8 protein-coding genes are annotated in these 12,690 nt (G+C 54.1%); 5 read left to right on the top strand and 3 right to left on the bottom strand.

Annotation, left to right across the window (positions count from 1 at the left end):
- Positions 1 to 89: 89 nt before the first annotated feature.
- On the bottom strand, positions 90 to 1,457 hold the full coding sequence (aroP, locus tag FHW74_RS05480) for an aromatic amino acid transporter AroP (protein ID WP_183169521.1): 1,368 nt from the start codon (positions 1,455 to 1,457) through the stop codon (positions 90 to 92).
- 536 nt (positions 1,458 to 1,993) lie between these two features.
- Between aroP and pdhR the strand changes: the two genes are divergently transcribed.
- The 5 genes from pdhR (at position 1,994) to FHW74_RS05455 (ending at position 9,633) form a co-directional block, all read left to right on the top strand.
- Positions 1,994 to 2,758 (top strand): pyruvate dehydrogenase complex transcriptional repressor PdhR, encoded by a 765-nt coding sequence (gene pdhR / locus FHW74_RS05475; protein ID WP_125293654.1) that lies wholly within the window; start codon positions 1,994 to 1,996, stop codon positions 2,756 to 2,758.
- A 178-nt stretch (positions 2,759 to 2,936) separates the two neighbouring features.
- Positions 2,937 to 5,600, top strand: coding sequence for a pyruvate dehydrogenase (acetyl-transferring), homodimeric type (gene aceE, locus FHW74_RS05470; RefSeq protein WP_183169520.1), 2,664 nt, complete (start codon positions 2,937 to 2,939; stop codon positions 5,598 to 5,600).
- A 14-nt stretch (positions 5,601 to 5,614) separates the two neighbouring features.
- A complete protein-coding gene (aceF, locus tag FHW74_RS05465; protein WP_183169519.1) occupies positions 5,615 to 7,513 on the top strand; it encodes a pyruvate dehydrogenase complex dihydrolipoyllysine-residue acetyltransferase in 1,899 nt (632 codons plus the stop codon).
- 210 nt (positions 7,514 to 7,723) lie between these two features.
- The gene (gene lpdA, locus FHW74_RS05460) at positions 7,724 to 9,148 is read left to right on the top strand and encodes a dihydrolipoyl dehydrogenase (protein ID WP_183169518.1); all 1,425 of its coding nucleotides are present in this window, start codon (positions 7,724 to 7,726) and stop codon (positions 9,146 to 9,148) included.
- A gap of 200 nt (positions 9,149 to 9,348) precedes the next feature.
- Complete coding sequence (locus tag FHW74_RS05455; RefSeq protein ID WP_183169517.1) at positions 9,349 to 9,633, top strand: hypothetical protein; 285 nt, start codon at positions 9,349 to 9,351, stop codon at positions 9,631 to 9,633.
- 46 nt (positions 9,634 to 9,679) lie between these two features.
- Here FHW74_RS05455 and FHW74_RS05450 read toward each other — a convergent pair whose 3' ends face one another.
- Positions 9,680 to 10,528 carry a DUF2950 domain-containing protein gene (locus FHW74_RS05450; protein ID WP_183169516.1) on the bottom strand — a complete coding sequence of 283 codons (849 nt, stop codon included), beginning with the start codon at positions 10,526 to 10,528 and terminating at the stop codon, positions 9,680 to 9,682.
- A 12-nt stretch (positions 10,529 to 10,540) separates the two neighbouring features.
- Positions 10,541 to 12,172 (bottom strand): DUF3300 domain-containing protein, encoded by a 1,632-nt coding sequence (locus FHW74_RS05445; RefSeq protein ID WP_183169515.1) that lies wholly within the window; start codon positions 12,170 to 12,172, stop codon positions 10,541 to 10,543.
- Positions 12,173 to 12,690: the final 518 nt, after the last annotated feature.

The raw sequence follows: 12,690 nt of genomic DNA, 5'->3' as shown, positions 1-12,690 counted from the left end.
ATGGATAAAAATGCTATGAAAAGGAAAGTGTGAGACAGGTAACATTTAACACAGCACCCTCTCCCGAAGGAGAGGGTGAATAACAAAGATTAGTGCGCTTTCGCGACCTTAGCGCCTTTCTGTTTGAACATATAACCCACGCCCAGGATCACCAGCCATACCGGGATAAGGTAGACGGAAATCGCCATGCCCGGGGTCATCAGCATGATGATCAGTACCGCCGCCATAAAGGCCAGGCACAGCCAGTTGCCCATCGGGTAGAAGATAGCCGGGAAGCGGGTTTTCACGCCCTGCTGCTGTTTGGCGCGGCGGAATTTCATGTGCGCCAGGCTGATCATCGCCCAGTTGATTACCAGCGCGGAGACCACCAGCGCCATCAGCAGGCCGAAAGCCTCTTCCGGAGCGAAGTAGTTGATCAGCACGCAGATGGCGGTGAACAGCGAGGAGACCAGGATGGTGTTGACCGGTACGCCGCGCTTATCCACTTTTTGCAGCATTTTCGGCGCGTTGCCCTGTTGCGCCAGGCCGAACAGCATACGGCTGTTGCAGTATACGCAGCTGTTATAGACCGACAGCGCCGCCGTCAGCACCACGATGTTGAGCGCGTTCGCCACCAGCGCGTCGCCCAGCTCATGGAAGATAAACACGAACGGGCTGGTGTCGGCGGTGACGCGCGACCACGGCATCAGCGACAGCAGTACCGCCAGGGAGCCCACATAGAAAATCAGAATACGGTAGATCACCTGGTTGGTGGCTTTCGGAATGCTTTGCTCCGGGTTATCGGCTTCAGCGGCGGTGATCCCCACCAGCTCCAGCCCACCGAAAGAAAACATAATAATCGCCATCATCATCACCAGCCCCGAGATGCCGTGCGGCAGGAAGCCGCCCTGTTCCCACAGGTTGCGTACGGTGGCCTGCGGCCCCGCCGTGCCGCTGAACAGCAGCCAGCCGCCGAACAGGATCATCGCGATAACCGCGATAACTTTGATGATGGCGAACCAGAATTCCATCTCGCCAAACACTTTCACGTTGGTCAGGTTGATGGCGTTGATCAGCACGAAGAATACGGCGGCAGAGACCCATGCCGGGATTTCCGGCCACCAGAATTGAATGTATTTACCCACGGCGGTCAGTTCCGCCATAGCGACCAGAACGTACAGTACCCAGTAGTTCCATCCGGAAGCGAAGCCCGCAAATCCACCCCAATATTTATAAGCGAAGTGGCTGAAGGAGCCTGCGACAGGTTCTTCCACTACCATTTCGCCTAATTGACGCATAATCAAAAAGGCAATAAAACCCGCAATGGCGTAGCCAAGAATAATACCTGGCCCTGCGGACTGGATAACAGAGGCGCTGCCCAAAAACAGGCCAGTGCCGATTGCTCCTCCCAGCGCGATAAGCTGAATATGGCGGTTTTTCAGGCCGCGCTTCAGCGTGTCGTGTTGACCTTCCATCATTGAACCTCGTGAGTAGTTATAATCGGTGGCAATGTTCACCGTTGTAAGTTGTATATTCCGATAGGTGTATTTTTTTATTTACGAAGTGGAAGGCTAAATTTTCCCTATTCCTCTACCACAGCGCCAAGAATAGTGGTAAGCGCAGTTGAATGCACCTGGTTTTAACGCGGATGCAGAAGAAGTGAATAAAAAGAAACCATTTGTAAATCGCCCCGTTATTAATCTCTTCCGACAGCATTTTCAATTTATACGCAAATTACGCATTTATATTCATATTTTAATCTGATGAATCGGTTCAGATCGCAAATATCCACGTTTCATTAAGGTTAAAACTACTTCTTTGGTGGTAACCAACTCATTTGTGCAAAGTTACATTAATGAAACGTTATTTCTGTATGGTTGTTAAAATGTGGCTGCTTTACTGATTTCAATCAAAACCGGGATGGACAGAAGGTGAATACTTTGTTACTTTAGCGTCACGAATGTGAAATTGGTCATACCAATTGACTCCGGGCTAATGGCAGAGACAGGGAATAATGGCCTACAGCAAAATCCGCCAACCAAAACTATCCGATGTGATTGAGCAGCAACTGGAGTTTCTCATCCTCGAAGGGACCTTGCGTCCTGGCGAAAAACTCCCACCGGAACGCGAACTGGCGAAACAGTTCGACGTATCGCGTCCTTCACTCCGAGAGGCGATTCAGCGTCTCGAAGCCAAAGGATTACTGCTTCGTCGCCAGGGTGGCGGGACATTTGTTCAAAGCACACTATGGCAGAGCTTCAGCGACCCGCTGGTCGAGCTGCTGACCGATCACCCTGAATCTCAATTTGATCTGCTGGAAACCCGTCATGCCCTTGAAGGCATCGCCGCGTATTACGCCGCGCTTCGCAGCACCGACGAAGACCTTGAGCGTATCCGTGAACTCCACCAGGCCATTGAGCTTGCCCAGCAATCCGGCGACCTGGATGCCGAATCCGACGCCGTCATGCAGTATCAAATCGCAGTCACCGAAGCTGCACACAACGTTGTGCTACTACACTTACTGCGCTGCATGGAGCCGATGCTGGCCCAAAACGTTCGACAGAATTTTGAATTGTTGTATGCCCGCCGGGAGATGCTCCCGCTGGTAAGCAACCATCGTTCTCGTATATTCGAGGCGATTATGGCGAGAGAGCCGGAGCAGGCGCGAGAAGCGTCGCATCGCCATCTCGCTTTTATTGAGGAGATATTGCTGGACCGCAGCCGTGAGCACAGTCGTCGTGAACGCTCACTGCGCCGCCTACAGCAACGAAAGGACTAAGCGCTTTTTCCGGCTCGTCAGAGTAAGAAAACAGTGCGAATTGAGCGCCAACTTTTAGAGCGCGGCAACTAAACGCAGAACCTGTCTTATTGTGTTTTTGTGAGCGATAACCCCATGAAAATACAATGGGACAGGTTCCAGCTAAATCAACGTATTAGATAGATAAGGAATACCCCCCATGTCAGAACGTTTACAAAATGACGTGGATCCGATTGAAACTCGCGACTGGCTACAGGCGATCGAATCGGTAATCCGTGAAGAAGGTGTTGAGCGTGCTCAGTATCTGATTGACCAGCTCCTGAGCGAAGCCCGTAAAGGCGGCGTACAGGTTGCCGCTGGTACCGGAGCTGGCAACTACATCAACACTATTGCCGTTGAAGATGAACCGGAATACCCGGGTAATCTGGAGCTGGAACGTCGTATTCGCTCGGCTATTCGCTGGAACGCCATCATGACCGTGCTGCGCGCGTCTAAAAAAGACCTGGAGCTTGGCGGCCACATGGCGTCCTTCCAGTCTTCCGCGACCGTGTATGATGTGTGCTTCAACCACTTCTTCCGCGCGCGCAACGACAAAGACGGCGGCGACCTGGTGTACTTCCAGGGCCACATCTCTCCGGGCGTTTACGCACGTGCTTTCCTGGAAGGCCGCCTGACCGAAGAGCAGATGAACAACTTCCGTCAGGAAGTGCATGGCAACGGTCTGTCTTCTTACCCGCACCCGAAACTGATGCCGGAATTCTGGCAGTTCCCGACCGTATCCATGGGCCTGGGCCCGATCGGCGCGATCTATCAGGCTAAGTTCCTGAAATATCTGGAACATCGTGGTCTGAAAGACACTTCCCAGCAAACCGTTTACGCCTTCCTGGGCGACGGTGAGATGGATGAGCCGGAATCCAAAGGCGCTATCACCATCGCGACCCGTGAAAAACTGGATAACCTGGTCTTCGTTATCAACTGTAACCTGCAACGTCTGGATGGCCCGGTAACCGGTAACGGCAAAATCGTTAACGAACTGGAAGGCATCTTCGCAGGCGCTGGCTGGAACGTGATCAAGGTGATGTGGGGTTCCCGTTGGGACGAACTGCTGCGTAAAGACACCAGCGGTAAACTGATCCAGCTGATGAACGAAACCGTTGACGGCGACTATCAGACCTTCAAATCCAAAAACGGCGCGTACGTTCGCGAGCACTTCTTCGGTAAATACCCGGAAACTGCCGCACTGGTTGCCGACTGGACTGACGATCAGATTTGGGCCCTGAACCGTGGCGGCCACGATCCGAAGAAAATCTACGCTGCATTCAAAAAAGCGCAGGAAACCAAAGGCAAAGCGACCGTTATCCTGGCCCATACCGTTAAAGGCTATGGCATGGGTGATACCGCCGAAGGTAAAAACATCGCTCACCAGGTGAAGAAAATGAACATGGACGGCGTGCGTTATATCCGCGACCGTTTCAATGTGCCGGTGACCGACGAGCAGGTTGAAAATCTCTCTTACATCACCTTCCCGGAAGGTTCTGAAGAGTACAAATACCTGCACGGCCAGCGTGAAAAACTGCACGGCTATCTGCCGAGCCGCATTCCGAACTTCACTGAGAAGCTGGAACTGCCGAAGCTGGAAGATTTCCAGCAGCTGCTGGAAGAGCAGAACAAAGAGATCTCCACCACCATCGCTTTCGTTCGTGCCCTGAACGTGATGCTGAAGAACCCGTCCATCAAAGACCGTCTGGTTCCGATCATCGCTGACGAAGCGCGTACCTTTGGTATGGAAGGTCTGTTCCGTCAGATCGGTATTTACAGCCCGAACGGCCAGCAGTACACCCCGCAGGATCGTGAGCAGGTTGCGTACTACAAAGAAGACGAGAAAGGCCAGATCCTGCAGGAAGGCATCAACGAGCTGGGCGCAGGTTCTTCCTGGCTGGCTGCGGCGACCTCCTACAGCACCAACGATCTGCCGATGATCCCGTTCTACATCTACTACTCCATGTTCGGTTTCCAGCGTATCGGCGACCTGTGCTGGGCAGCGGGTGACCAACAGGCGCGCGGCTTCCTGATCGGGGGGACTTCTGGTCGTACGACGCTGAACGGCGAAGGTCTGCAGCACGAAGATGGCCACAGCCACATTCAGTCGCTGACTATCCCGAACTGTATCTCTTACGATCCGTCTTACGCGTACGAAGTTGCGGTCATCATGCACGATGGTCTGCAGCGCATGTACGGTGAAGCGCAAGAGAACATTTACTATTACATCACCACTCTGAACGAAAACTACCATATGCCGGCCATGCCGGAAGGTGCCGAGGAAGGTATCCGTAAAGGTATCTACAAACTCGAAACCCTCGAAGGTAGCAAAGGTAAAGTTCAGTTGCTGGGCTCCGGTTCTATCCTGCGTCACGTGCGTGAAGCCGCACAGATCCTGGCGAAAGACTACGGCGTGGGCTCTGACGTCTACAGCGTGACCTCCTTCACCGAACTGGCGCGTGACGGCCAGGATTGTGAGCGCTGGAACATGCTGCACCCGCTGGAAACCCCGCGCGTTCCGTACATCGCTCAGGTGATGAACGATGCGCCGGCAGTGGCTTCCACCGACTATATGAAACTGTTTGCTGAACAGGTTCGTACTTATGTACCGGCTGATGATTACCGCGTACTGGGTACCGACGGTTTCGGCCGCTCTGACAGCCGTGAAAACCTGCGTCACCACTTCGAAGTTGACGCGTCCTACGTGGTGGTAGCGGCCCTGGGCGAACTGGCTAAACGTGGCGAAATCGATAAGAAAGTGGTTGCCGACGCAATCACCAAATTCAACATCGATGCAGAAAAAGTTAACCCGCGTCTGGCGTAAGAGGTAAAAGAATAATGGCTATCGAAATCAACGTACCGGACATCGGGGCTGATGAAGTTGAAATCACCGAGATCCTGGTCAAAGTGGGCGACAAAGTTGAAGCTGAACAGTCGCTGATCACCGTAGAAGGCGACAAAGCCTCTATGGAAGTGCCGTCTCCGCAGGCTGGCGTCGTGAAAGAGATCAAAGTCTCTGTCGGCGACAAAACCGAGACCGGCAAACTGATTATGATTTTCGATTCCGCCGACGGTGCAGCTGACGCTGCGCCTGCCAAGGCAGAAGAGAAGAAAGAAGCGGCTCCGGCGGCAGCACCTGCTGCAGCGGGCGGCGTGAAAGAAGTTAACGTACCGGATATCGGCAGCGATGAAGTCGAAGTGACCGAAATCATGGTCAAAGTCGGCGACAGCGTGACCGCTGAACAGTCTCTGATCACCGTGGAAGGCGATAAAGCCTCTATGGAAGTCCCTTCTCCGTTCGCGGGCAAGGTTAAAGAGATCAAAATCAGCACCGGCGACAAAGTCTCTACCGGCTCCCTGATCATGGTATTCGAAGTGGAAGGCGCTGCGCCTGCCGCTGCGGCGAAACCAGAAGTGAAAGAGCAGGCGGCTTCCGCGCCGGCGGCGGCATCCGGTTCTAAAGAAGTTAACGTACCGGACATCGGCGGTGACGAAGTTGAAGTGACTGAAGTGATGGTGAAAGTGGGCGATAAAGTGGCCGCTGAACAATCACTGATTACCGTGGAAGGCGACAAAGCCTCTATGGAAGTTCCGGCACCGTTCGCGGGCACCGTAAAAGAGATCAAAATCAACACCGGCGACAAAGTGTCTACCGGCTCCCTGATCATGATCTTCGAAGTGGAAGGCGCTGCGCCTGCCGCGGCTCCGGCTGCTAAGCAGGAAGCGGCTGCACCGGCTCCGGCTGCGAAAGCAGAGAAACCGGCTGCTGCGCCAGCTAAAGCGGAAGGCAAAACTGAATTCGCTGAAAACGACGCTTACGTTCACGCGACTCCGCTGATCCGCCGCCTGGCGCGCGAATTCGGCGTTAACCTGGCGAAAGTGAAAGGCACCGGTCGTAAAGGCCGTATCCTGCGCGAAGACGTTCAGGCCTACGTGAAGGAAGCGGTGAAACGCGCTGAATCCGCACCTGCTGCTGCCACTGGCGGCGGTATCCCGGGCATGCTGCCGTGGCCGAAAGTGGACTTCAGCAAGTTTGGTGAAATCGAAGAAGTGGAACTGGGCCGCATCCAGAAAATCTCTGGTGCTAACCTGAGCCGTAACTGGGTGATGATCCCGCACGTAACTCACTTCGACAAAACCGATATCACCGATCTGGAAGCGTTCCGTAAACAGCAGAACGCCGAAGCAGAGAAGCGCAAACTGGACGTGAAATTCACTCCGGTGGTCTTCATCATGAAAGCCGTTGCCGCTGCTCTGGAGCAGATGCCGCGCTTCAACAGCTCCCTGTCCGAAGATGGCCAGAAGCTGACGCTGAAGAAATACATCAATATCGGTGTTGCGGTAGATACGCCGAATGGTCTGGTTGTTCCGGTCTTCAAAGACGTGAACAAGAAGAGCATTACCGAGCTGTCTCGCGAACTGACCGTGATTTCTAAGAAAGCGCGTGATGGCAAGCTGACTGCCGGCGAAATGCAGGGCGGCTGCTTCACTATCTCCAGCATCGGCGGCCTGGGCACCACCCACTTCGCGCCGATTGTTAACGCGCCGGAAGTGGCTATCCTCGGTGTGTCCAAGTCCGCGATGGAACCGGTGTGGAACGGTAAAGAGTTTATTCCGCGTCTGATGATGCCGATTTCTCTGTCCTTCGACCACCGCGTGATCGACGGTGCTGATGGTGCACGTTTCATCACCATCATCAACAACATGCTGAGCGACATTCGCCGCCTGGTGATGTAATCGAAAAAGCCGGCCTGACGGCCGGCTTTTTTCTGATAATCTCATGAGGCTTTATGCGGTTATCAGGAATAAAGGACAAATCGTTTGCCGTTTTGTTGTTTCAAAATTGTTAACAATTTTGTAAAATACGGGCGGATAGAACGTCCCGGTGGATGATGGGCGTAACAACAATAGCGTCAGACCCGCCGGATATAAATTACAGAGGTCATGATGAGTACTGAAATCAAAACTCAGGTCGTGGTACTTGGGGCAGGCCCGGCAGGTTATTCTGCGGCCTTCCGTTGCGCTGATTTAGGTCTGGAGACCGTCATCGTAGAACGTTACAACACCCTGGGCGGTGTTTGTCTGAACGTCGGCTGTATCCCTTCTAAAGCGCTGCTGCACGTTGCAAAAGTTATCGAAGAAGCCAAAGCGCTGGCTGAGCACGGTATCGTCTTCGGCGAGCCGAAAACCGATATCGACAAGATTCGTACCTGGAAAGAAAAAGTCATCAATCAGCTGACCGGTGGTCTGGCTGGCATGGCGAAAGGCCGCAAAGTGAAAGTGGTCAACGGTCTGGGTAAATTTACCGGGGCAAACACCCTGGAAGTTGAAGGCGAAAACGGCAAAACCGTGATCAACTTTGACAACGCAATCATCGCGGCGGGTTCCCGTCCGATTGAACTGCCGTTTATTCCGCACGAAGATCCGCGCGTATGGGATTCCACCGATGCGCTGGAACTGAAAGAAGTTCCGAAGCGCCTGCTGGTGATGGGCGGCGGTATCATCGGCCTGGAAATGGGCACCGTGTACCATGCGCTGGGTTCAGAGATCGACGTGGTTGAGATGTTCGACCAGGTGATCCCGGCTGCCGATAAAGATATCGTTAAAGTCTTCACCAAACGTATCAGCAAGAAATTCAACCTGATGCTGGAAACTAAAGTCACTGCCGTTGAAGCCAAAGAAGACGGTATCTATGTTTCCATGGAAGGCAAAAAAGCGCCTGCCGAAGCGCAGCGTTACGATGCCGTGCTGGTGGCGATCGGCCGTGTGCCGAACGGTAAAAACCTCGACGCTGGTAAAGCCGGCGTGGAAGTGGACGACCGTGGCTTCATCCGCGTAGACAAGCAGCTGCGCACCAACGTGCCGCACATCTTCGCTATCGGCGATATCGTCGGTCAGCCGATGCTGGCGCACAAAGGCGTGCATGAAGGCCACGTTGCCGCTGAAGTTATCGCTGGCATGAAACACTACTTCGATCCGAAAGTGATCCCGTCAATCGCCTACACCGAGCCAGAAGTGGCATGGGTTGGCCTGACTGAGAAAGAAGCGAAAGAGAAAGGCATCAGCTTTGAGACCGCCACTTTCCCGTGGGCTGCTTCTGGCCGTGCTATCGCTTCTGACTGCGCAGACGGTATGACCAAACTGATTTTCGACAAAGAGACTCACCGTGTTATCGGTGGCGCGATTGTCGGTACCAACGGCGGCGAGCTGCTGGGTGAAATCGGTCTGGCGATCGAAATGGGCTGTGACGCTGAAGACATCGCGCTGACCATCCATGCTCACCCGACTCTGCATGAGTCTGTGGGCCTGGCGGCAGAAGTGTTCGAAGGCAGCATCACCGACCTGCCGAACCCGAAAGCGAAGAAGAAGTAACCCTTCGTTTCAAATGATAAAAGCGGCTGAATGGCCGCTTTTTTTATGCCCGCCCGTTACCGTACTCGCGTCTGCGTTACCCCGCTGAAAAACGTTACCTGAACAATATTCCTATACATCTTGTCGATCATTGAAAACTAATAACTCATTAAATTAATAGCGTGATAATTAATAAATAGTGAATTAATTAGAGGTGACAGATGAAAACGCTTTTGATTACCACAGCCTTCGCCGCTACGTTATTTTCAGGCCTGACGCTGGCCGCCGATCAACAAATTCCCTGGGCGGATAACAGCGGCGGAACGGAGTCGAATCACATCGCCGCGATGGGCGAAGATTTGAATGCCCAGCATCAGCAAAACACGAAGACCCAGGAGGGCGTCTGGGGCACCGGATCCGGCAGCATAAGTGCCGATGAAGCCGATCTTTCCAGTACCAAACCACCGGTAGTAGGGCATCCTGAACTGATGCCGCATCAGGGATAACTTTTCTTACGCATTGAAAAAGCGGCTCAAGGGCCGCTTTTTCGGGTTAAAGATTAACCGCTTGCCAGTCGCTACCGGGATCGAAACGCGTAATGGCTTTGGCCTTTTCAGCCGTTTGCGGGCCTAAATCTGTCTGCCAGATCCCGTCCTGCTGGTTAATCATAAAGGTGGCGATGCCGGTTTTCCCGTATTCAACCGGCCAGGCGATAAGCGCGAATCCGCCGACCATTTTCCCGTCCTGCAAGTAATTTTTCTCGCCGTCATCCGTGTTTTTACCCTGGGCGGTAATGATACGGAAATGGTATCCGTGATAGCCCATACCAGGTTGTACCGGACTGAATGACGGCCCTAACGGGCTGGGGGCTTCGCCGGGTTGAACAGGCCAGTAAAGCCCGTCTTTTTTACCTTCGCTGCTGACAAATTTTTGCGCATACTCATGATTCATTTGATAAAAGCTATGCTGAGCATCCACATAAGCATGCATCGCCTGGATCGCGGAAAGTTCGTTGCGGCCAATCGCCCGGGTCAGGATCTCATCCGCCGCGCCTTTCATATCGAACCGCCAGCCGTTTTCCGCTTTAACGATGGGCAGCGGCAACTGCCAGCTCTCGCTGCCCACGTTGAGGTGCGCGACGTTATCTTTTTGCACGATGCGATGGCTGACCTTCCAGTCGCGGGTAAAGCGCGCTACGGCTTCCGGATCGACGCCTTCAGGAGGAAGAAATTCCCGCCAGTCGTTGCCCAGTAAGTTGGTAAGTTCTGCATCATCTTGCTGGGTTATCGCAACGGCGAATGCGTTTGCCGCTTCTTCCGGCGTGTTGAAATACTGCTGCGCCTCGGCAAGAACAGGCAGTAAAAGCAGGGGAAGGGCGCTTAGAGTGATTCGGTTTTTCATTTTCGCTCCTGCTTATTGACGATGAAATTCACGATGCCGCGGGGCGTTTTCCCGGGCGTGGGAAAGCCGCTCCCGATCCGCCGCTGCATGTTGGCGGCTCTGGATCCCCCGCTGCTGCTGCGCCTGCCACGAGGGCGAACGGCTGTCGTTGCCGCTAAAGGCGTTGGCGTTTAATGTTTCGCGCCGCTGCTGGCGCTGCTCCGGGGTAATAGTCGCACGGTGCTGTTGTACTGCTTCCCGGCGTTGTTGCTGTTGAGCGGTGGGATGCTGCAACTCATTTTTCGCCGCATCCCGGCGTTGTTGCTGCTGCGCGGTGGGGTTTTTAAGGTGCTGCTTTGCCGCTTCACGGCGCTGGCTATTATCGGCGCTGTCATAGCCGCGATAGTTATTTCGCTGGGCTATCTGGTTTAGCTGTTTTGACGCAGCCTGGCGCTGCGCGTCACGCGTCGCGGGCTGGGATGCATTGAGCTTGTGCCCCGTGGATTGCTGAAGCTGCTGCATCGCCGCCTGCCGCTGCCCGTCGCGTGAATCCGCAGGGTTTTGCGTGGCGCTTAAGCCGCTCGCGACGTTGGTCTGGTGGAAACGCGCGGCAACGGCGTCGTTCCTGTATGGCACGTTATCCCGGTAGGCAGGATTATGGGTCCAGACCCGATCGCCACCGGTGAGGTGTTCGCCGGATATCCGGTTATAGTTATCCACATTAATATTGATGTTATTGCCGTTGCGGTAATACCCGTCGCCATGACCGTGATGATAATCATCGTCATGATCGTGATGGTGATGATCGTCATCATCATCCCAGTCGATACTGCTGAACAGCGCGTAAGTCGTCGCCACGCCCAGGCTGTAGCCGAAGCCCTTTACAAAGCTTTCGGTAAATTGTTGCCCGGGAGGGGGCGGTAAATAGACCGGCGGATAGCTGGCGTTAGGCCAGGTGCCGTACACGGTGCTCGGGTTATAGGTGGGGACATAAACCACCTGCGGATCGGCGGGTTCGATTTTAATGATAGTCTCGGCGGGCGCGCTACTGACCACAGTGGTTTTCCCGGCCTCTGAACTCTGCGGCGCGGGTGCGGCAACAGTGGTTTTAGGCGTTTGCGTCACCCTCTGCTGCTGGTTTGATTTGAGCGCGCCGGTTTGCTGCGCAAGCGCCCGAAGCTTTTGCACGGCATTCATCACGTCCTGAGGCTGGGCCAGAAAGGCATTGCCCAGGTCTTCCACCCATTGCGGATTTTCACCCATCAACGCCATTAACTGCGGGAACGCCACCAATGATTTTACGCTGGGGTCCCAGGGCTGGCTCGCCGCCGCCTGAATCGCCTGGTCGCCCTGAAGCGAGGGGTTATCCCGCGACCATTGAACCGCCTGTACGACGTTAGCCGGATAGGTTGACGCCATCAGCACCTGCGATAACAGCGCATCCGGATACAGCGCCACGGGCGCGACCCATTGATCGATTTGTGCAGTGGTATAGGCGGGAGCAACCGGAGCGGCGGGTGCCGGCTGCGCCTGAGCGGGCGCAGGTTGAGATACCGGGGGGCTTGCTGCGGGCGTCTGGCTTTTGACATATAGCACGCCGGAGGCGGCTAATAGCCCGGCGCTGCACAGCAGTGCAAGCAGGTGTGGCGTAAAGGGCAATTTCATAGATGACTCCGACGAAGGCCAGCCGTAAGGCGTTTAGATTGCCGCGAGTATATTCACCCGTATTTTGCGTTTTTGACTTAAAGGGTGAACCGAACCGTTAAGTCTGAATTAAGATGTGAACATTTATTACACAAATTATAAGCGATGATGGATTTGCTGCTGCGCTGTTATTGAAAGGCCGCTCTTACGAGCGGCCAGTAGCTAATTGCCGAGGTTAACGACAAACAGTACCGAGATGTCGGAAATATTCCATCCACCATGCAGTGCCGTCAGCAGTAAACCTGTCACAATGATTAATGCATATAGCTGTCGCATCTCCATTGCGTACGTTTCCTTTTCAGGACTACGCTGATCCTTCTTCACCGGGAAAGGCAGAACCTGGCAAATGAGGGTTTTGCCACGTAGCAAATGACGGAACTGCTTCCGGGCCCGGTGACTGGTTGCTACGCCAGCGAAGCAGGCCGATGCGGACATTATCTGATGATTACTTTTTAAAACAGACGGGTAGGGTAAATTTC

Origin of the sequence: Atlantibacter sp. RC6 (genome assembly GCF_014193285.1) — a bacterium.
Classification (GTDB): domain Bacteria; phylum Pseudomonadota; class Gammaproteobacteria; order Enterobacterales; family Enterobacteriaceae; genus Atlantibacter.
The sequence above is the reverse complement of the archived record's forward strand: the minus strand, read 5'-3'. Positions and strand labels throughout refer to the sequence as shown.

What these genes read in the sequence shown, in the direction of transcription:
- aroP (WP_183169521.1), bottom strand. Translation starts at nt 1,457, where the DNA reads ATGATGGAAGGTCAACACGACACGCTGAAGCGCGGCCTGAAAAACCGC.
- pdhR (WP_125293654.1), top strand. Translation starts at nt 1,994, where the DNA reads ATGGCCTACAGCAAAATCCGCCAACCAAAACTATCCGATGTGATTGAG.
- aceE (WP_183169520.1), top strand. Translation starts at nt 2,937, where the DNA reads ATGTCAGAACGTTTACAAAATGACGTGGATCCGATTGAAACTCGCGAC.
- aceF (WP_183169519.1), top strand. Translation starts at nt 5,615, where the DNA reads ATGGCTATCGAAATCAACGTACCGGACATCGGGGCTGATGAAGTTGAA.
- lpdA (WP_183169518.1), top strand. Translation starts at nt 7,724, where the DNA reads ATGAGTACTGAAATCAAAACTCAGGTCGTGGTACTTGGGGCAGGCCCG.
- FHW74_RS05455 (WP_183169517.1), top strand. Translation starts at nt 9,349, where the DNA reads ATGAAAACGCTTTTGATTACCACAGCCTTCGCCGCTACGTTATTTTCA.
- FHW74_RS05450 (WP_183169516.1), bottom strand. Translation starts at nt 10,528, where the DNA reads ATGAAAAACCGAATCACTCTAAGCGCCCTTCCCCTGCTTTTACTGCCT.
- FHW74_RS05445 (WP_183169515.1), bottom strand. Translation starts at nt 12,172, where the DNA reads ATGAAATTGCCCTTTACGCCACACCTGCTTGCACTGCTGTGCAGCGCC.